12 protein-coding genes are annotated in these 18,911 nt (G+C 71.3%); 4 read left to right on the top strand and 8 right to left on the bottom strand.

From position 1 onward, the window contains the following. Positions 1–48 precede the first annotated feature (48 nt). Together ACFZCD_RS19255 and ACFZCD_RS19250 are read right to left on the bottom strand one after the other, a co-directional pair. Complete coding sequence (locus ACFZCD_RS19255) at positions 49–354, bottom strand: hypothetical protein (protein ID WP_391832325.1); 306 nt, start codon at positions 352–354, stop codon at positions 49–51. Between the two features lie 104 nt (positions 355–458). Further along, the gene (locus ACFZCD_RS19250) at positions 459–1,445 is read right to left on the bottom strand and encodes a hypothetical protein (RefSeq protein WP_391832323.1); all 987 of its coding nucleotides are present in this window, start codon (positions 1,443–1,445) and stop codon (positions 459–461) included. A 207-nt stretch (positions 1,446–1,652) separates the two neighbouring features. On the opposite strand from ACFZCD_RS19250, the gene ACFZCD_RS19245 reads away from it, so the two are divergent. Both ACFZCD_RS19245 and ACFZCD_RS19240 read left to right on the top strand, forming a co-directional pair. Continuing rightward, on the top strand, positions 1,653–10,016 hold the full coding sequence (locus tag ACFZCD_RS19245) for a hypothetical protein (RefSeq protein ID WP_391832321.1): 8,364 nt from the start codon (positions 1,653–1,655) through the stop codon (positions 10,014–10,016). A 63-nt stretch (positions 10,017–10,079) separates the two neighbouring features. Then, the gene (locus ACFZCD_RS19240) at positions 10,080–12,824 is read left to right on the top strand and encodes a right-handed parallel beta-helix repeat-containing protein (protein WP_391832319.1); all 2,745 of its coding nucleotides are present in this window, start codon (positions 10,080–10,082) and stop codon (positions 12,822–12,824) included. Positions 12,825–12,899: 75 nt separating this feature from the next. On the opposite strand, the gene ACFZCD_RS19235 is transcribed toward ACFZCD_RS19240, so the two are convergent. Further along, the gene (locus ACFZCD_RS19235) at positions 12,900–13,919 is read right to left on the bottom strand and encodes a ricin-type beta-trefoil lectin domain protein (protein WP_391832317.1); all 1,020 of its coding nucleotides are present in this window, start codon (positions 13,917–13,919) and stop codon (positions 12,900–12,902) included. A gap of 357 nt (positions 13,920–14,276) precedes the next feature. Here ACFZCD_RS19235 and ACFZCD_RS19230 point away from each other — a divergent pair, with 357 nt between their 5' ends. Further along, positions 14,277–14,540: a GntR family transcriptional regulator gene (locus ACFZCD_RS19230; protein WP_391832315.1), complete on the top strand. Its 264-nt coding sequence runs from the start codon at positions 14,277–14,279 to the stop codon at positions 14,538–14,540. 68 nt (positions 14,541–14,608) lie between these two features. On the opposite strand, the gene tgmC is transcribed toward ACFZCD_RS19230, so the two are convergent. The 5 genes from tgmC to ACFZCD_RS19205 form a co-directional block, all read right to left on the bottom strand. After that, positions 14,609–15,775 (bottom strand): ATP-grasp peptide maturase system methyltransferase, encoded by a 1,167-nt coding sequence (gene tgmC / locus ACFZCD_RS19225; RefSeq protein ID WP_391832313.1) that lies wholly within the window; start codon positions 15,773–15,775, stop codon positions 14,609–14,611. Continuing rightward, complete coding sequence (gene tgmB / locus ACFZCD_RS19220) at positions 15,772–16,731, bottom strand: ATP-grasp ribosomal peptide maturase (protein WP_391832311.1); 960 nt, start codon at positions 16,729–16,731, stop codon at positions 15,772–15,774. Before tgmB ends, tgmC begins: the two co-directional genes overlap by 4 nt. Positions 16,732–16,735: 4 nt before the next feature. After that, positions 16,736–16,987 carry a putative ATP-grasp-modified RiPP gene (gene tgmA, locus ACFZCD_RS19215; RefSeq protein WP_391832309.1) on the bottom strand — a complete coding sequence of 84 codons (252 nt, stop codon included), beginning with the start codon at positions 16,985–16,987 and terminating at the stop codon, positions 16,736–16,738. 619 nt (positions 16,988–17,606) lie between these two features. Then, on the bottom strand, positions 17,607–17,966 hold the full coding sequence (locus ACFZCD_RS19210) for a hypothetical protein (RefSeq protein ID WP_391832307.1): 360 nt from the start codon (positions 17,964–17,966) through the stop codon (positions 17,607–17,609). Positions 17,967–18,219: 253 nt separating this feature from the next. Then, a complete protein-coding gene (locus ACFZCD_RS19205) occupies positions 18,220–18,699 on the bottom strand; it encodes a hypothetical protein (protein ID WP_391832305.1) in 480 nt (159 codons plus the stop codon). A 10-nt stretch (positions 18,700–18,709) separates the two neighbouring features. On the opposite strand from ACFZCD_RS19205, the gene ACFZCD_RS19200 reads away from it, so the two are divergent. Continuing rightward, the coding region (locus ACFZCD_RS19200; RefSeq protein WP_391832303.1) for a hypothetical protein at positions 18,710–18,911 on the top strand (202 nt) is incomplete at its 3' end.

The raw sequence follows: 18,911 nt of genomic DNA, 5'->3' as shown, positions 1-18,911 counted from the left end.
CCCGGCCGGCGGGCCGGGGGCGCCTCGTGGTGCGTGCGGGGCCGCGGGTCAGCCGCCGTTGGTGCTCTTGGCGATGTCCGCGTCCATCTGCGCCACGGCGGTCTTGATCTTCTGGAACTGCTCGGAGAACGTGGTGATGCCCTTCATCGCCTCGCTCAGGGACGTCGTCAGCTTCTCGTACGACATCTTCATCGCCGGGCTGCTCTGCTGCATGAACAGGCCGTTGTCGAGCAGGCCCTCGACGGTCGTCTTGGTGGACTGCAGCATCGGCACGATGTGCGTGACGGCGTCGTTCATGGTCTTGGCGACCTTGTCGATCTCGGCGTAGTCGATGCTGACGTTGCCCCTGGCCATGGGTGCTCCTTGCTGTGCTGCGAGTGCGGGTGCGGGTGCTGCTCCGGCCGGATCGGCCGGGGGTAGGAATCCGGCCTCGGCGGCCGGGGGTCGTGTTGCGGGGGTCAGGATTCGAGGCGCCAGCCCGTGTCCTTGTCCGCGCTGCTGCTGACCCACTTCTCCGTGCGGCCGCCGGGATCCTCGACGGTCTTCGTGCCGCTGCCGTCCGACTTGATCTCGACGGTCGTGGTCGTCTCGTGGCCCTTGTCGTCGACGGTCGTGTCGATGGTGCCCTTGACGGTCCGTTCCTTGCCGTTCTTGTCGGGACCGGTGGTCGTGTACGTGGTGCGGGAGGTCCGCTCCCCCGTCTGCGGGTTGAAGACCGAGGTGGTGTCGCCGCTCGTGGTGGTCGTCTTGCCGTCCGTGTCGGTGGTGGTGCTCGTGAAGTTGTTGGTCGTGGACTTGCGGCCGTCCGGCGTGTCCGTCGTGGTGGAGCGGCCGTTGGAGACCGTGACGTTGCCGGTCCCGTCGGTGGCTCGCGACTCGTAGGTGCCGTCGGGCCGGTAGGTCGTCGTCTCCGTGCTGGTGAGCCCGCTCTTCGAGGTGACGGTCGTGGTGACCGACGCCAGCCTGTCGCCGTCGTAGGTGTACGAGGTGGTCGTGGTGTTGCCGTTGGCGTCGGTGGTGGTCCAGGCGGCCGGCCGGTCTCCCGGGTTCACCGGGGCGTCCGGGTCCTTCGGGTCGGCCTTGCCCTCGGCCACCAGCTTCTGCCAGGCGTCCCAGGCGGACTTCTGGCCCTTCCACAGGTCCGCGGCGATGGCGGCGCCCTGCTCGTTGGCGGCCTTCGCGTGGCGGGCGTCCCAGTCGAACCAGCCCTTGGCCACGTTCTCGTAGAGCTCCCCGAGCTTGCCCAGCTTCTCCTCGGAGTCCCGGAAGGCCCCCGTCCACCGGACGTAGTACTGGCGCACCGCCGTCCTGGCCCCGGGCGAGCCGATGTCCTCGACGGAGGCGTCGGGGGTGTTCGTCCGCGCCTCGTGGACCTGGTCCTTCAACGAGCGGGCCTGCTTCGCCACGTCGTAGAGCAGCTCGTAGTCCACGGCTATGTCGGGCACGGTCGTTTCCTCGGGGTTCGCGGGGACCTGTCACCCCGACAGATGTCCTTCCTGCGCGATCCGTTCACTCGGAACAGGAAAGACTTCCGTTCCTTTGGTGACTTCCGGCACAGAGTGAACCGAAACCGCTCCGATCCCATCGGACAGGTTGACCGCGCGCCGCCCCGGAAGAGGGCGGCGCAGTGCACAACAGGGGGGAAGTACCAGGTGGCCACGCGTCCCGGTGACTGGAGTGCCGTCGGGCTGGGCGGGGACCCGGTCCCCGGCGACCCCGCCGTCATCAACCGCCTGGCCGACGCGATGCACCGGCTCGCCGAGACCGCCGGAACGATCCACGACGGCCTGAACGCCCTGCAGCAGACCTCCGGCGAGGGACAGCGCTTCATCGGCAAGACCGCGGACGCGCTGCGCGGCAAGGTGGACGAGCACCTGAACAAGTTCGCCGGATCGGTCCGCGAATCGTTCCTGATGGCCGAGACGGCGCTGCGGACCTACGCCACCGCCGTCGGCGACGCCCAGACGGCGGCCGGCCAGGCCCTGACCGCCGCCCAGGGGCTGGCTCAGGACGATCCCCAGCGGAAGACGCTCACCGAGCGCGTCTCGACCGCCCGCGGCGCTCTGGCCACCGCCGTCACCCAGCTCACCCATCAGCTGCACGAGGCCGGCGAGCGGATGCAGCAGCCGACGAGCGCCTGCGAGACGTTCTGGAAGGTCTTCGAGATCTTCACGATCATCTTCTCGGTCCTCGCCATCTTCACCGGCGGCATCCTCGGCATCATCGCCTGGGCGATGAACGCCGTGCAGTTCGTGAAGACCGCCGTCGACTTCAGCCAGGGCAAGGCCACGGGCCTCCAGCTGGGGCTGGCCTTCCTCGGCATGCTCTTCCCGTCCACCAAGGGCATCGGCGGCACCCTCAAGGCCATCGGCAAGGGCATCATGGCGAGCGGCAAGGGCTTCCTGACCCAGGTGGGGCGCATCGCCCTCATGACGGGCACGAGCCGCCTGGTGGTGGCGCCGCTCCTCCTCGCCTCCAAGCTCGGCGGCGGGCTGCGCGGCTTCCTGCCCATGCTCTGGAGCGGTGTGAAGGGCCTCGGCCGCGCCGGCCTCGAGGACTGGGCGAAGATCACCGGCGGTCTGAACAGCGGCTGGGCCAAGGCCGGCGCCTACGGTGCGGTCACCCTGCAGCGGCTCGGCCGGTTCATGGTGGCGGCCCTGGTGCCCCTCAACTTCACCGAGATCGGCGTCCTCGGCTTCCGGGGCGCGGCGGCCCTGGCGTTCGGCGACCGGGTGCTCGGCATCCCGCAGTATTCGCTCCGTCAGATGATGGCCAGGGCGGGCGATCTCGAATACCTCATGAAGGCCGGCGCCCCGGCGGCCGGGGCGGGGCGGGGCGCCTGGTCCGCCGGCCGGGCGGGCGAGCACCTCGGCGCCGCCCCGTTCGGCGGCCTCCGCTTCGGCCCCGGCTTCGGGTCGGTGTCCACCGACCTGTTCCACCTCTCGCTGACCCGGACCCCCGCGCTCGACTTCACGCAGCTGGGCTTCGCCAAGCTGGGCGACGTGCTGATGTCGCACCCCGGCGCGGCCACGCACTCCGGCACGGGCGCCGCTCCCGGCCTGCACGCCGTCTCCGGCCTCGCCACCCCGCCCATGCCGGGGAACTTCACGCTCGGCAAGGCCGGCCTGGCCGTTCCGGCGTCGGCCGCCGGCGACTCCGCGATCACCTCCCTGACCCACCTCGACGCCTCCCTGGGCCAGGTCCGGCTCGACAGCAACCTGCTGCTCCCGGCCGACACGGCCCTCGGCGTCGTGGAAGGGGCCCGCCACCCCTCGGGGCTGTCGCTCGTGACGGACGCGCCCGTCACGGGCCACGGCATCGAGGCGCCGGGAGGGCTCGCGCACCCCGTGGGCGTCCTGGACGACAGCAACGTCATCGCGCGGAGCGCCATCGGCCACGCCGAAGACCTGGCCGACCTCAAGCTCCCCGAACTCATGGCCCTGCAGCAGGGCGACGTCACCGTGCGCAGCATCACCGCGGACGGCATCTCCCTCCGCATCGGCCGCGAGACCGACGTGACGGTCAACGCCCAGTCCCTGACGTCGCTCGCCGGCGGCTCCCACGGCGGCGTCCCGCACGTGGCACCGAACGCGGCGGCGCCGCACACCGGCGGCCTCCCCGGCACGGCCGGGCTTCCGGAGGGCGCCGCGGTGAGCCCGGCCGCGCACACGGCGACGCCGCACGGCGGGCCGGCCGGCGCCCTGCCCGCGCAGCCCGTCGCGCCCGTGACCACGCACGTGGCCTCCCCGCCGCACGGCACGACGGCGGCTCCTGCGGCGCACGGCGGCACCCACGCCCCCTCCGCCTCCTCGCTCAAGGACACGGCGCCCCAGGTCCCGCACACGGTGAGGGACGCCGGCGTGCCGGCCCCCGTGTCCGCGGCGAACAGCCGCGAGCAGGCCCTCGCCCTCCTCAAGGGTGACGACTCCCGCCCCCGCGGCGCGGGCCTGAGCGCGTCGGCGAACGCGCCGGCGGGCGGCGTCTCCTCCCGCTCCGCCCTGGACGCGGCCGGGGTCTCCCCGTCCCGCGTGGACACCCAGGCCCTGGACCTGGTGGCCCGGCCCGGCCGCTCCGCCGACGCCGCGGGAGCGCCCCTGCCGGTGCAGGCCGCCCCGCAGCCTCCTGCGCCCCGGCCGGTGCACCCGGTGACCGCGAGCGAGAGCGCCGTGCCCCGAGGCCGTACGGACACGCCGGCGAGCCCCGGAGACCTTCGTCAGCCGTCCCCGTCCCCGTCCCCGTCCGCGCACCCCTCTCCCCTCGGCCCGCCCGCCCCCGTGCCGGCGCACGTCGAGGGGCATGCCGCGGCCACGGTCAGGAACCAGCTCCGGCTCTCCATCGGGCACGTCATCACGGGCGGTGCCGCGGACGGGGCGACGGCCGAGCTGCGCATGCAGCGCTACGTGGCGTACGAGCACTCCCTCGCCGAGCTGCGCGCCGCGCAGCGCGACGCGGGCGCCGGAGCCCCGAAGACCCCCGGCGCCGGGCCCTCCAGCAGGCCCACCGGAGTGCGGTCCGCGGCGGAGACCCGGCTCGACGCCGCCCTGGCGGAGGTCAAGGACGCGCGCAAGGCCCTCCGGGAGATCGGCGTCGACCCCGACGTGATGCTGAACGAGGTGCGGTCGCTGAACGTCCGCACGGTCCTCGGCCACGGCGGCGTGCCCGGCGGCGCGGAACGGCCCGATCTTTCCCGGGTGCTCGACGACGAGGCGGCCGACGCCGCGACGCCCTCGGCGGAGCACGTCTCCGACGATCCGGCGGAAGGCCCCCTGGACGACCTCACCGTCCCGGACGGCGGACCGCTTCCCGGCGGGGCGGCCCCGGAGATCACCCCGGTGCCGCAGGTCCACCACGAGGTCACCGTGGGCCACGTCGACAACCGGTTCGCGCAGGCCGAGGGCCGCCTCACCGCCGAATTCGCCGACGATCCCCTGGCGTTCCTGGGCAGGCAGCCCCTCTACGGGGCCTTCGAAGTCGGCATGGCGCAGCGCATGCCCGGTCTCACGGAAGAACTGGCCAACCGGTTCCTCCAGACGATGGACACGGCCACGCAACACTGGTTCGTCCTCGTACGGGCCGGCGACTCCGGCGCCCGTGAGGGCACCCTGCTGCTCACCCCCGCGGTCGAACGCTACGTACAGGCCTTCGCCGAAGGCCGGTTGTTCCACACCCCCCACGTGACCGAGAAGGTCGTGGACCTGTTCGAGGAACTCACCCGGCACCCCGCGCTCCCCCGGCCCATGGCGGCGGACCACTACCTCGCCTCGGGCTACATCCCGTACCAAGGGGGCGTCGCCAAGGGCCCGAGCACGATCGGGAACACCGTCATCCGCCGGAACCCCGGCAGCCACGTCGGTGCGGAATTCGTGTTCACCCCGGAGATGACGGGCTGCGCCCTCACCGTGACCGAGGTCACCGACGACACCTTCCGGGCCTGGCACTACCAGTCCCCCAACGGAATGTCCCAGCGGCAGTTCGCCGCCGCCTTCCGGGCGGAGCGGTCCCCCACCGACTGGTTCGGCGACGCGCGCTACCTCGGCCCGATGCCGGACGGGTACCGCAACGGGGCGACGAACATCCTCTGGCGCCACGAGGACGGCTCCTGGCACATCCTGAGCCAGGAGTACCGGGCACCGCTCGACCTGGAGCTCGGCGCCTTCACCCTGCCGCGCGAGCCTTCCGTCCAGCCGCTGCGCCTCACTCCGGGCAACGAACTCGCCTACACGAAGACGATCTACGACGGCATGCGCGGGGCGGCCGACACCGCGCTCCAGAAGAAGCTGCTGGAACTCCTGCAGACGCGCGGCCTCGGGCCCCGCGCACTGAACGAGCTCCAGGAAGTCGTCCTCGAACCGATCACCCGCACGCTCCTCGGGGAGGACGCGCATCTGGCGAAGGTCACGAGCTTCGAGGAGCTCGCCACGACGGTGACGACGCTCAAGGGGCAGCGTCAGACGACCGCGAAGGGCGTCCGGCGTGCCCTCGACGGACTCGCCGTGCCCGAATCCCTCAAGAGCAAGATCGAATGGAGCGTCGGGGAGTTCGAGAACTCCGGCTGGCTCACGGCGGCCACCGAGGCCGAGGCCCGTGTCAGGGCCGGAAACCAGCTCGGCGCCGAGGCTCAGCCTCCGGTGAACACCGGCGGAGCGACGGTCGCCGAGCCCGTAGGAACCGGTCCCGTCCCTTCGGCCGTCCACCCCGGGGAGGACGCGCCCGCACCGGCCGCGCCCCCGTCCGGCGGCAAGGGCAAGGGCCGCGCCGACGCACAGCAGCCCCAGCCCCTCCTGTCGTCCGGCGCACGCCCCGATGCCCAGGAGGCGGCGCGGGTCATGCAGGAGCGGATCCGGGTCCGGCAGGAGATCATCACCGGCGGAACGACCGGCCCCGAGGCCGAGCTGCGGCTCGCCGCGTGGGACGCGTACGAGTTCGCCCGGACCGATCTGGGCCGGCTGCAGGAGGGCGTCGGGCGGGAGCCGCACACCGGCCCGTCGACCGGGCCCACGCGGAGTCAGCAGCTCCTGCAGGCGCAACGGGACGCGGCCGAGAGCGAACTGGCCCACGCGGAGGACCGTCTCCGTGAGCTCGGCATCGATCCGGGGGCGACGAGCGACCGGATCGACGAGGCCGTGGCGAGGATCCGGACCGGCGACGGGACCGCGCTCGGCGGCTCACGGCGCGGCGCGCTTCCGCACACCGACGCGCCGCAGGCGGAACCGGCGCACACCGCCGGCGAGACGGCGGACTCCGGCGCGCAGGCGGGCGAGCCGGACGACCTCCTGCCGGACGAGGCCGTGCCCGGCGTGCTCGACGAGACCGTGCCCGGTCCCGTCCACGCACCGGAGCCGGCCGCCGCACCCGCCCCGCAGCCCGTGCCGGCCGTGGGGCAGGTCGACAACCCGTTCGGCGCGCTGGAAGGCGTCCGGTCCGAGGCGTTCGCCACCGACCCCGTGCGGTTCCTCAACGAGCACCCCGTGTCCACCGAGCTCTCCCGGGGCATCCGGGAGCGGATGCCGGGACTGAGTCTCGCGCAGAGCAATGCCTTCGTGGATCAGATGGGCGGCTGGAACCGGCACTGGTTCGTCCTGCACCGGGACAACAGCCTCCCGTTCAGCGAACGCGCCGTGGTGCTCACCCCCGCCGTGGAACGGTACGTGCAGGCCTTCGACAACGGCGAGCTCTTCCCCGACCTCGCCCTCGTCCCCCGGGAGACCAGGGAGCTGTTCGACGGCCTGCGCTCGCACCCCGGTCTCCTCCGCCCGCTGTCCGACGACCATTACCTCTCCTCGCACTACATCCCGTACAAGACGGGCATCGCCAAGAAGGACGCCGACATCGGCCACGCCGTCATCCCCCGCACCCCGCGGGAAGGAACCGGCTCCGCGTTCGTCTTCACCCCGGAGATGAACGGCTGCGCGATCGCCGTCACCGACGTCACCGAGGACACCTTCCGGGCGTGGCACTACCAGTCCCCCGGCGGCGAGGCGGCCAACGAGTACGCCGCGAGGTTCCGCCTGGGGCGCGGCGGTGACAGCTTCGAGGGTCCCGTGACGCCGGAGCGCTCGGTGCGCGACTGGGTCGGTGACGCGATGTACCTGACGCCGGAGCACGGGTCCCGGCGCTGGAAGGGGGCCACGAACGTCCTCTGGCGCAAGGAGGACGGCACGTGGCACGTCGTGAGCCAGGAGTACCGGGCGACCCCCGGCCGGTCCGGCCTCGAAGACTTCGCCCTGCGCCGGTCCACCAGGGTCTTCCCGCTCGACCTCACCGGCGGCAACGCGCCCGCCTACCTCCGGCGGATCTACGACGGCATGCGCGTCGAGAACGCCCTGGAGATCGAGGGCGAGCTCGTCGCCTCACTGGCGGGGCTCACCCGCAGCAACCCCGGACTGGCAGGGTCCCTGCAGAGGAGCATCCTCGACAAGCTCTTCAGCACCCGGCTGGACGAAGAGACCCGGCTGGCGGCGGCCGGCGACCTCGAGGCGCTCGTGGAGGCCGCGGAGCATCTCGGGAACCTGCGCCGCGACACCGCGAACACCCTCCGGCAGGTCCTGGACGGCACCACCCTGGACGCCCCCCTGAGGGACCGGCTCGACGGCATCCTCGAACGCTTCGAGGAGCCGCGCTGGGCCCGTGAGCTGAAGCGCGAGGCCAAGGCCCGGCTCAAGGCCCCCGCCTTCGGGCACGATCCCGCCCCCGGGAACGGAACGCTCCCCGTCTCCGAACCCGCGGCCGTCCCCGGCGAGGCCGGTCCGCCGGTCACCCGGGCACGGGACGCGTACGCACAGGCGTACGCCGAGCGTGGCCGCGCCCAGTTCGAACTGAACGAGTGGAACGCGCGGTTCGCCGGCGGGGCGGGCCCGTCGGCCCTGCCGCCGGGGCCGTCACAGCCCGAGCTCCGGCTCGCGGCCGCCGAGGAACAGTTGCAGCAGGCCGGGGAGGAGCTGAGAGCTCTCGGCGTCGACCCGCAGGGGGTGCGGGCAGAGATCGAGGAGACCATCACGCGCAGCGGGAAGGAGAGCAAGGGGCTGCCCGGCGGCATGCGGTGGACCGACCCCGGTGAGGGGAGTTCCGGCACCGGACTGCCGGAGGCGGGGGCCGAAGGCGCCGTACCGGAGCACCCGGTGCCCGACGGCACCGTGCCGGACGACATCGTGCCGGACGGCGCTGTCGCCCCGGCAGCGACGCCGCACGCCGTCGAGCCGGCGCCGGCACCGGTCCCGACGCCGCTGACGAACCTCGCACCGCAGGACGAACGCTTCACACGGGCCTTCGCCGCGGAGCCCGAGGCCTTCTTCACGTCGCACGTGATCTCCGTTCGCTTCGACATGAACATCGCCTCGAGGTCGCCCTGGCTGAACAGCGGCGACATCGTGGAGTTCCTGGACAAGCTGAACACCTGGGAGGGCCGCCACTGGTTCGTGATCCACCAGGCCGAGGGTCTGCCGGCCCGGGACACCACCGTGATGCTCACCCCGGCCGTGGAGAAGTACATCCAGGTGAACGCGGACCGCGCCGGGCTGGCCAAGTACGCGGACCGCCGTCCCCCGGTGGCGCGGGACAGCGACTACCTGTCCCCCGTGTTCCTCCCCTACATGAACGGGCTCCCGGAGGTGAGCGCGAACGGGAACGTCATCTCGAACATCGGGACGGTGCGCGTTCCCAGGGTGCCCGGCGAGCACCCCGGCTCCGAATTCGTCGTGACCCCCACCATGAACGGCTGCGCCCTGGCCATCACCGACGTCGACGAGACCGGGTTCACCGCCTGGCACTTCCAGTCCCCCGGCAGCAGCCAGGGGGCCGACATGCGCTTCCGTCTGCATCAGGACCGCCAGGTGGTCGACTGGTTCGGTGACGCGGAGTACGAAACGCCGGTGAAGCGAGGGCAGTACCAGGCCGCCAACATGCTGTGGCACGACAGGAGCAGCGGGCAGTGGAAGATCCTCAGCCAGGAGAGCGACATGCTCTACAGCGACAGGGGCGCGTGGCTCGGGCTCTCCAGGACGCACGACCTCACCCGCGACCTCCGTCTGGAGCCCGGCGGTGAGCTGGCCTACACGAAGACGGTCTACGAGGGGCTGGAGACCACGTACCGGCAGAGGGTCGACCGGGCGCTCCTGCAGCTCGACGACAAGGCCGTCTGGAGCAAGGACCAGTACAAGCTCCTGACGAACGACCTCATCGCCCCGTACAAGCGGCGGATGGACGAGTTCCGCAGGCAACTGGCCGTCCAGCAGGACTTCGCCGGTCTCGCCGAGCTGGCCGGGGTCATCACGGAGAGGCAGACGCTGACCGAGGAGAACATCGGGCACGCCGTCGAGTCCTGGTCCAAGCTCCTCAAGCCCCTGGAGTCCCAAGGGGGCCTGGGGTCCCTCTGGGGGAAGTCCCGGCCCTTCGACCGGCGCATGGACAACCTCCTCGCGTTCCTGCGCGAGTACCACAACGTCGGCTGGGCGGAGCAGATGCGGTCCGAGGCGCTCGGCCGCCTCGCGCCACCCCCGCAACCCGGGGCCGACGGGTAATGAGAAGTTGTCATCACCACCGGCACCGCCCGGTCCCGCACCTGTACCTCTGACGGAGCCCCCGTGACAGTCCCCGCCCAGCCGGCCGCCACCCACCGGGTGGCCACCGGCGACCCCAGCGCCCACCCCGGCCTCGCGTCCGCCCTGGCCGCGGCCGCCGAGGGCGACGAGATACGCATCGCCCCCGGCGTCTACCGGGAGGCGGTGCGGGTCGAGCGCAGCGTGGCGTTGCGGGTCCTCGGCGAGGAGGCGGGGGGACGCCCCGGTGCCGTGGTCCTGGCCGCCCCCGGTGACGGGCGCCCCGCCCTCGAAGTGGCCGCGGGCGCACGGGTGGTGGTCGACGGGCTCGTGGTCGCGGGGGAGGCCGCCGACCGGCCCGCCGTCGTGCTCGCGGGCGGGCGCACGGAGTGGTCCGGCGGCCGGATCGGCACGGGCCGGCTGGAGGTGCACGGGGACGCCGCGCTCGCCATGACCGGCACGGCCCTCGCCGGCGCCGCCCTCGCCGGGGTGCTGCTGCGCACCGGCGGGGCCGTCGCCCTCACCGACTGCCGGCTGCTCGGGACCGACGGCACGGGGATCGTCGCGGGCGGATCGACCAGGGTCGAACTGCTCCGCACCGACATCCGGGACACCACCGGGTCCGCGCTGCGGGTACGGGAGGACGCCGCCGTCACCCTGCGGGAGTGTCTGATCGACGGTGCCGGCCGGAGCGGGCTGCTCGTCGAGGACCAGGGCTCCGCCCGGCTCACCGACTGCCGCGTCAGGGCCTGCGCCTCGGACGCCGTACGGGTCCTGGGCAGCTCCCCCGCACCCGGGGCGGAGGCGGCAGAACCGCAGGATGCGGGCGGTGGCGTCCGGCTGCACGACTGCGAACTCTCGGGCAGCGGCGGGGACTCCGTACGCGCCGACGGCCGGAGCGAGGTGGAGCTGGCCTTCTGCACGCTGCGCGACAGCGGCGGCTCCGGCATCAGCGCCGGGGAAGAGGCCCGGATCAAGGTCACCGGCACCAGGATCGTGCGCACCGGCGCCGCGTCCGTCGTCGTGCACGGCTCCGCCCGGCTCACGGCCCGCGAAACCGTGATCCGCGCGTCGGCGGCCAACGGCCTCGTCGCCACCGGCGACGCCGTCGTGCACCTCGACGACAGCGCCCTGGACGAGTGCGCCTACAGCCCCGTCCACGCGGGGGGCGGCGCCGAGATCCGGCTGCGGGGGCTCCGCATCACCAGGACCCCCGAACACGGCACCCACCTGGTCGCCGGCGCGCGAGCCGTCATCGAGAGCACCTGGATCAGCGACTGCGGCATGTCGGGGGTGGACCTCGCCGACTCCGTCCGCGCCGAACTCCGCGGCGTCGCCGTGCACCGCACGCGCAACGGCGTGACCGCCGCCGGCCGCGGCCCGGCCCTGCTGCACGGCTGCGAGATCGCCGACAGCGAGCGCGCCGCGGCCGTCCTCGGCCCCGGCGACCAGGAGATCACCGGCGGCAGGCTGCTGCGAGCGGGCACCGCGGGCCTCGTCGTCGAATCCGGCGCCGCGCCCCGCGTCACCGGCCTGGAGATCCTGGACGCCGCGGGGTCCGGGGTGGTGGTCGCCGGCGGCGCCGAGCCCCGGCTGAGCGGGGTGCGCGTGCTGCGGCCGGGGAAGAACGGGCTGATCGTCGACTCCGGCGGCGGCGGGGTCTTCGAGGAGTGCGAGATCGTCTCCCCCGGCTTCCCGGCCGTCCATCTCGCCGGATCCGCCGCACCGGTGCTCCGTCGCGTCCGGGTCCAGGACGCCGCCGAGGACCTGAGCGCCGATCCGGACGCCGCGCCGGTGGTGGAGGAATGCGTTTCCGTACGGGTCGGGTCGGCGCAGTGGCCGCAGCTCACCGGTGCCCCGGACCGGAAGACGCCCGTACCGGCAGGGGCCGGCGGGCACGGGACCGCCGGCGCCACGGCGGGGGCCGACGGCGACGGGGAGGGGCCCGAGGAGAGCCTGGACGACCTCCTCGGCGAACTCGACCGGCTGATCGGGCTCAACCGCGTCAAGCAGGACGTCGCCTCGCTCGTGAAGCTCATGCGGATGGTCCACCGCCGGGAGGCCGCCGGACTCGCGGCCCCGCCGCTCAGCCGCCACCTGGTCTTCGCCGGGAACCCCGGCACCGGCAAGACCACCGTCGCCCGCCTCTACGGCCGCATCCTCGCCGCCGTCGGGCTGCTCGAACGCGGCCACCTCGTCGAGGCCGACCGCTCCTCCCTGGTCGGCGAGTACGTCGGGCACACCGGCCCGAAGACCCAGCGGGTCTTCCAGGAGGCCATGGGCGGCGTGCTCTTCATCGACGAGGCGTACTCGCTCGCCCCCGCGGGCGCGGGCGGGGGCAACGACTTCGCGCAGGAGGCCGTCGCCACCCTGGTGAAGCTGATGGAGGACCACCGCGACGACGTCGTGGTGATCGTGGCGGGCTACCCCGGCGAGATGGAGCACTTCATCGACTCCAACCCCGGCCTCGCCTCCCGTTTCAACCGCACCCTGCTCTTCGAGGACTACGACGACGCGGAACTGGTCCGGATCGTGGAGCAGCACGCCGCCTCGCACCAGTACGAGCTCACCGAGGACGCGCGGGCCGCGCTCGGCGTGTACTTCTCCCACGTCCCGCGCGACAGCAGGTTCGGCAACGGGCGCTCCGCCCGCCAGACCTTCCAGGCCATGACGGAACGTCAGGCGTACCGGGTCGCCGAGATCGAGGCGCCGTCGGAGGCGGACCTGGTCACCCTCACCCGCCCGGACGTGCCGGAGCCGGCGGGGGCGGTCCCGGACGGGGCGGCGTAGCGCGCACCGTCCGGGGTCCGGAGCCCGAGGCCTGGGGCCCGGGGCTCCGGCTCCGGCTCCGGCTCCGGCTCCGGCTCAGCCGATCTGCCACTTCTGCTTCTTGGCACCGTTGCAGGTCTGCAACTGGAGCCGCTGCCCCTTCGAGCCGCTGTCCGCGGCCTCGACACACTTGCCGGACTTGGAGTTCACCAGGGACCCGTCCCGCTGGATCGCAAAGGCCTGGCTGGGCTTGCCGTTGCAGTCGGCGAGCTGGAGGGCGGCTCCGTCCGCCGTCGAGCCCCGCTGGGTGTCCAGGCAGAGCCGGTCGTCGTAGAGGGACCAGACCTCGCCGTCCGGCCGGAACTCGAAGCGCTGATTCCGGTCTCCGGAGCAGCCGTCGAGCTCCAGCGGCGCGCCCTCCTTGGACTTGCCGCCGACGATGTCCACGCACCGCTTCGCGGCGAAGCCCATGACCTGGCCCTTGATCTTGCCGTCGTCGAGCTTCGGGGGGCGCGGGATCTCGGGCTTGGGCGGCTGGACGACGCCCTTCTTCGGGGGCTCCGGCGGCAGCGGCTTGATGCCGCCGTCCCTGAAGGCCGCACCGGGATCCTCGTGCGCGGAGCCGGAGGACCCGCCGGAGCTGCTGGAACTGCCGGAGCTGCCGGAGCTGGTGGACCCCCCGGAACCGGAACCACCGGAGCCGGAGGACCCGCCGGAGCCGCTGGAGCCACCGGACCCGCCGGAGCCGGACGCCGAGCCGCCCCCGGACCCCCCGGATCCGGATCCCGACCCCGATACGGAGCCCGACGCGGAGCCCGAGCCGGAGGGCTGCCCCGATCCGCCCTTGCCACCGGCGGCACCACCGCTGCCGGCGCCCGCGGTGCCCGCCGGCTTCGCCTCTCCCGGGCCCTTCCCCGCGTCCTTCCCCGCGTCCTTCGAGCGGCCGGGCGCTGAGGAAGCGTCAGCGCCCGGCTTCCCCGGCTCCTTGACCGCGGCGACCTTCTTCGAGTCGTCCGAGGTGAACTGGATCTGCTTCGCCAGCGGAACGGCCCCCACGGCGAGCCCCGTCACCGCCGCGGCGGAGGCGAGAGCGGTCCACACCCTCCTGCCCGGCATCAGCCCCCGCCGGGGCACGGCCGGCCGTCTGGCGAAGGCCTTCGAAAACCCGTCCCGAAGGCCGTTGTCCTCGGCTTGCTCTGACGGCCCGTTCGGTCGGTTCGTGCTCTCGGGTGACACATCATCTCCGTTGTGGGTGCGAAGCGGTGATGGCAGCGGCCGGCCCGGCCGCGCGGCACTGCAACCCCGGGCCATGCATCGTCCACTCCATAGGAGGAGATTTCACACCAGCGGGATCCATTCCCCGGCAACCAGTTCGAGAGTCACTTTTGCGATCGCGACGCTACGCTCCTTGTCTAGGCTTACCTACCCTTACCTAGGTAGGCGTGACGCGGCCTGGTTGTCTACGCTCAGCCCATGGCAGAGCACGCGATCGACCGCAGGGCCCCGAAGCCGCCGTTCCAGCAGATCGCGGAGGACATCATTCGGGACATCGAGGCTGGAAAGCTTGAGGTCGACCGCTCTATCCCCTCAGCGCCCGAGCTCATGAACCGCTACGGCGTAGCTCGGGCGACTGCACAGAGGGCGCTTGGCCACCTCGTGGCGGAGGGCTACGCCTACGCGATTCCGAAGCGGGGGACGTACATTAAGGCCCGCAAGACGGAAGCGGCGACAGATTGACCTGACGTGGGGGTGCCTTTGGCTGTTTCCTGAACCGGACGGCCGAAGCTCTTTCCGAGCTCTGCGGGTCAGGTAAGAGGGTGCTCCCATCGCAGCGCGGGCTTGTCACCAATCCAGTACGTATGCGTTTTTTCAGTGACGTGGAGCCGTACGGCGGTGATCTCCGGGCTTCCGGCCTTCTGCCAGGCAATGAGGGTCTGCTCGATGTCGTCCCATAGGGCCACGGGACCGCCCTGGCGGACCATCCAGGCGTCGCCGTCGGCCGTGAATGCGGCGAAGGATTCGCGGTCAGGATCGAAGACGTAGAGGAGCTGGGCGCCATTGTGCGCCGTGGCGCGAACGAATTGTGCGCCAGGGGCCGCGAGCTGAGCCAGGAAGGCGGGCATCCATTCTTCGAGCACGAGTGGCGAGACCTTCGTCGCCCGTTCGTTGTCGGGGTAGGCCGTGCGGGCGGACAGGTCGCCGGCCACTGGTGTGGTGGCCTGTGATCGGGCCTGCATGAAGGAGGAGCGGCCGATGATGCAGCCCTCGGCGGTACCGCCGTCGTTCACCCTTACTTTGGCGAGGCCCGTTCCGTAGGGCCAGGAACCGACGGTGGCCAGGATGAAGCCACCCGGCTTGGTCTGCCTCACCCAGGCGTAGGGGATACGGCGGACGGCACAGGTCGCAATCACCCTGTCGTACGGGGCCCGGCGGGGGTGGCCGAGGAGTCCGTCCCCGGTCACCGTCCAGGTCGAGAACCCCGCCGTCTCCAGTGCAGCATCCGCACGGGCCGCCACACGGGGGTCAACCTCGACCGTCGTCACGTTGTCTTCGCCGAGGCGGTGGCACATCAGCGCCGCGGAGTACCCGGTGCCCGTGCCGATCTCCAGAACGTGGTACCCGTCTTCCACGTCCAGGTGCTCGATCATGCTGACGACGGTGACCGGGGTAGTCGAGGAGGACGTGGGGACGCCGGTCACCGGCTCGCCGGCCTGGTCGGCGGTGAGGTGGCCGTCGAGCTGGGTGGTCAGGGTCTGATCGCTATAAGCGATCTCCGCCCATTCCGCCGGGTCAGACCCCGTTGCGGTGACCGGCCGCCAGCGACCACCGTCCACGGGCAGGAACACCCCGGAGGTGAGGAACAACTCGCGCGGTACGGACTCCACTGCGGCCCGCCATTGCGGGGTCGTGAGGGCGCCGGACTTCTCCAGTCGGTCAGCGAGGGCACGTCGCTGACGTGCGGTATCGGTCATGGGTTGTCTCCTCGTGTCAGCAGGTCAGCGAATGCGGCGGACATTCCCAGCCCGGTCTGTTCCTCCAGCCACCCCCACTGTCCGTTTGGATTCAGCTCCAGCCACCAGTAGTGGCCAGCTCGGTCCAGGGCGAGATCAAAACTCCCGGACACCAGGCCGAGGTGATCGAGGTAGGCAAGGAGCGCTGAGACCATGCGGTTGGGCAGGTCTATCACGGTGTACGAATGGCGGGAGTAGTCCTTACGCCAGTCCAAGAGACCGGAATCAATGCGTATGGCGAACACTCGCCGACCAACGACCAACGCTCGCACGTCGGCGATCTTGTCGACGCGGGCTTGGAAGAGGTGTGGAGCCACGCGCACGCTGTCGTCCACCTCGTTCGCTGTGACCGGCTCGGCCCATCCCGTCATGGGGACGCCGTCTCGCTCGTACGGCGTCCACCGTAAGGTTTTATAGATCACCCGACGGTGGGCGGTGATGAACTCTCGGGCTTCACCCGGATCGTTGGTCACGAGGGTCGGCGGCACAGTGAGGCCCAGGCGTTGAGCGAGGGCAAGCTGAGCGGGCTTGTAATCGGCGGCGGCATTGCGAAGCGGATGATTAACCCATAGAGGACCATCAAGTGCGTAGAGGGTACCGCCTAGTCCATAGCGGACCTGTGCGGCGGCGAATCGCGCGTCGTCGGGGTTCAGGTGCCGGAACTCGGGCCAGATGGGGCGGCGCCAGTACACCGCTCGAACGTCTGCCAGGCCGGTGGTTCTCGACGGAGTACGGATCTGCCCGACCACCGAGGCCGGGCAGGTACCGAATCGAGCCGAGACTGTCAGAGCCTCGCCGATGTCGGCGGGGTTGAACCTGACCACCGGCACACTGCGCCGGTTGAGTTCGGTGATCACCATGTCAGCAGTGACATCGTCCGCCTCGGTGGCCACCAGAACCGGCCTCTTGTGCGTCACGGCATCAGTCCTGCTCGCTGTCTTGGTCGTGACCTTGGTCGGGCGCCGAGTCCGAGTTTGTAGTTGTGTTGGTCTCGGTGCCGGAGCTGGTGCCGTGCTTGCCCATTTCGAGCACGTTGCCGAAGCGGTCACGGAAGACGCCGAGCTGGCTGTCACCGTCAATGGCCACCGTGGTGTGCGAACGGCGAAGGGTGGTCGGGTACGGTGCGAGCCGGCTAGCGCCCCAGGGGCGAGCGGCGGCATGTTGCACATTCATCTGCTGCCTCCTTCTTCTATGGATGAAGCCTGGCAACGTATTGACCCGCTCAACCAGGTCCCGGAGCAAGGAAGCGGTTGGGCGGGTTTGGTGCCCTGCCTCCCCGCCGGGGGCCTCGGGGGTGAGCCTCGCCCGACAGGGAGACAGGAGCTAGGGCCCGCCCGGCCATCGACGGCCACGAGGACGACCGGGCGGGGGTCTGCGTGGGTCAGTACTTACCGACCCGCCGGCTGATGCCCTTCTGCGCCACATACCGGTACCGGCAGTGCCGACCCGACCTCGGCGGGCGCCGGCGGCTGCTTGGGGGGAGGCGGGAGCTCATCGGGAAAATCGTCCGGTCTCAAAATGACCACGGGTATCTCCTTCATTCTTGAGCGGACAGAGAGCTGGATTCAGGCGGCCCGCGTCGAACAGCCGACGGCATGAGTCGAGCCCCTGATACAACTCCCGGTGGGTCACGTGGCGACGCCAGAATTCTCCGACCGGCCACGCCCCTCGTCTCATTCGCTCGCCTAGCGTCGGAACTGGCTCGCAAAAGCTGCTGAGGATGTTGCGCTCCTCCTGCGTAAGCGACTCCATGGGACGGCGCAGCAGGAACTTGGGGCGCCGCCGTACGCCGTCACCTCGCGCCCTGGCCTTCACGGCGCTCCCAGTCTTGCGGTGCCGCGCACGGGTTCGAGCGGGGGCGCCCCCGTTCCGGGCTGTTAGCGGCCTGTTCACGGCCCACGATCTCCCCGGCGACGATCGCACCGGGCGGCGGGCCGACGAGCATGGCGCGACCGTGCGTCTCCCAGAAGCGACGGTGACCTGTGTGGATGGTGTGCTGGTACTTCCATCCATCAGCCTCGGCGGGACCATCCTTGATTTTGAACTCCGCGCCGCAGCCGTGTTCCAGGCATTCGACGGAATACTCCTGCTCCGCCTCCGGGTCCGCCAACGAGGTCCACTCGCCGTAGGCGTAACGGTTACGGATGGCCATTAACGCCCCCCGCCGGCCGTAAGTCTCACCGTCGAGTCCGGCCTTCCCAGGCCAGCACGGTGCCGCGGGCACTCGCAGTCGGGATACTCCATGGTTCCCGGCGGGAGGTCAGGCCCGTCGGCACTCTCGCCCAAGCCGCGAACCTGGCATGCGGACGCCAGCGAGGGTTTGGCTGCCTGGGCCAGCAGGACACCGTTCTCGCCGTGCAGAGCCATGAGCAAGCTCAAGGTTTCGCGGGCGGTGCTCCTCCGTCTCACTTCGTTCGCCCGCCCCTCGTGTAACCGAAGGTCGAGAGTGCCGCAGGGAGTGCCTCCGGGCTCCTGTTGTCGCTGGTTGCGGATGCAGCGCGGCCTTCCACCTGGGTCGAGAGGAGGAAGGCCGACTGCTGGGCCACCCACTCGCGGAGCTCGTGCATCTCGTCCGCACCCCGGGCAAGTTCCTCATCGGACTGGACCAGGACGCCACTGACCGTCCTGGCCATCAACATGTTCTCCACCACCGGCCACAATTTGCGGTCGGAGCGAGCGACGGTCGGCGAGACTGCGTCGTATACCGCCGAGACGACGACCCAGTCACGCGCCTCGGCACATCGCCGTAGAGCTGTCATAACCTCCAGCGGCTCACGATCATCATCGATGCAGGCATAGAGAGCGACTCGAATGCGGCTTGGGCGCCCGCTGGCGGCGTCCGCCAGCGCTTCCCGGCGCACTCGCTCGCTTGGTGTGCGGCGCATGTGAGTAACCATGGCCCTACTGAGAGTGCAGGCCCAGAAACGAGGCGGACGACTCGGCGAAACCACTGCACAGCAATTCGCCTGCCAGGTAGGACAGTTGCGCTCCGGGAAGCTCTTACTGATCGTTTCAGAATGCCGCCCGGAGCCGTCGGAGGCAGATGATGCTGCAGGCGAGTTCGAGCAGGCCCTGATGGAGGTCAGCGCGTCGCTCG

The organism is Streptomyces sp. NPDC008001, from assembly GCF_042958085.1.
Classification (GTDB): Bacteria; Actinomycetota; Actinomycetes; order Streptomycetales; family Streptomycetaceae; genus Streptomyces.
The sequence above is the reverse complement of the archived record's forward strand: the minus strand, read 5'-3'. Positions and strand labels throughout refer to the sequence as shown.

Bases quoted from the DNA above. Each gene is read 5' to 3' on its own strand.
- ACFZCD_RS19235 (WP_391832317.1), bottom strand. From the start codon at position 13,919: ATGCCGGGCAGGAGGGTGTGGACCGCTCTCGCCTCCGCCGCGGCGGTG.
- tgmC (WP_391832313.1), bottom strand. From the start codon at position 15,775: ATGACCGATACCGCACGTCAGCGACGTGCCCTCGCTGACCGACTGGAG.
- ACFZCD_RS19255 (WP_391832325.1), bottom strand. From the start codon at position 354: ATGGCCAGGGGCAACGTCAGCATCGACTACGCCGAGATCGACAAGGTC.
- ACFZCD_RS19210 (WP_391832307.1), bottom strand. From the start codon at position 17,966: ATGGCCATCCGTAACCGTTACGCCTACGGCGAGTGGACCTCGTTGGCG.
- tgmA (WP_391832309.1), bottom strand. From the start codon at position 16,987: ATGAATGTGCAACATGCCGCCGCTCGCCCCTGGGGCGCTAGCCGGCTC.
- ACFZCD_RS19205 (WP_391832305.1), bottom strand. From the start codon at position 18,699: ATGCGCCGCACACCAAGCGAGCGAGTGCGCCGGGAAGCGCTGGCGGAC.
- ACFZCD_RS19230 (WP_391832315.1), top strand. From the start codon at position 14,277: ATGGCAGAGCACGCGATCGACCGCAGGGCCCCGAAGCCGCCGTTCCAG.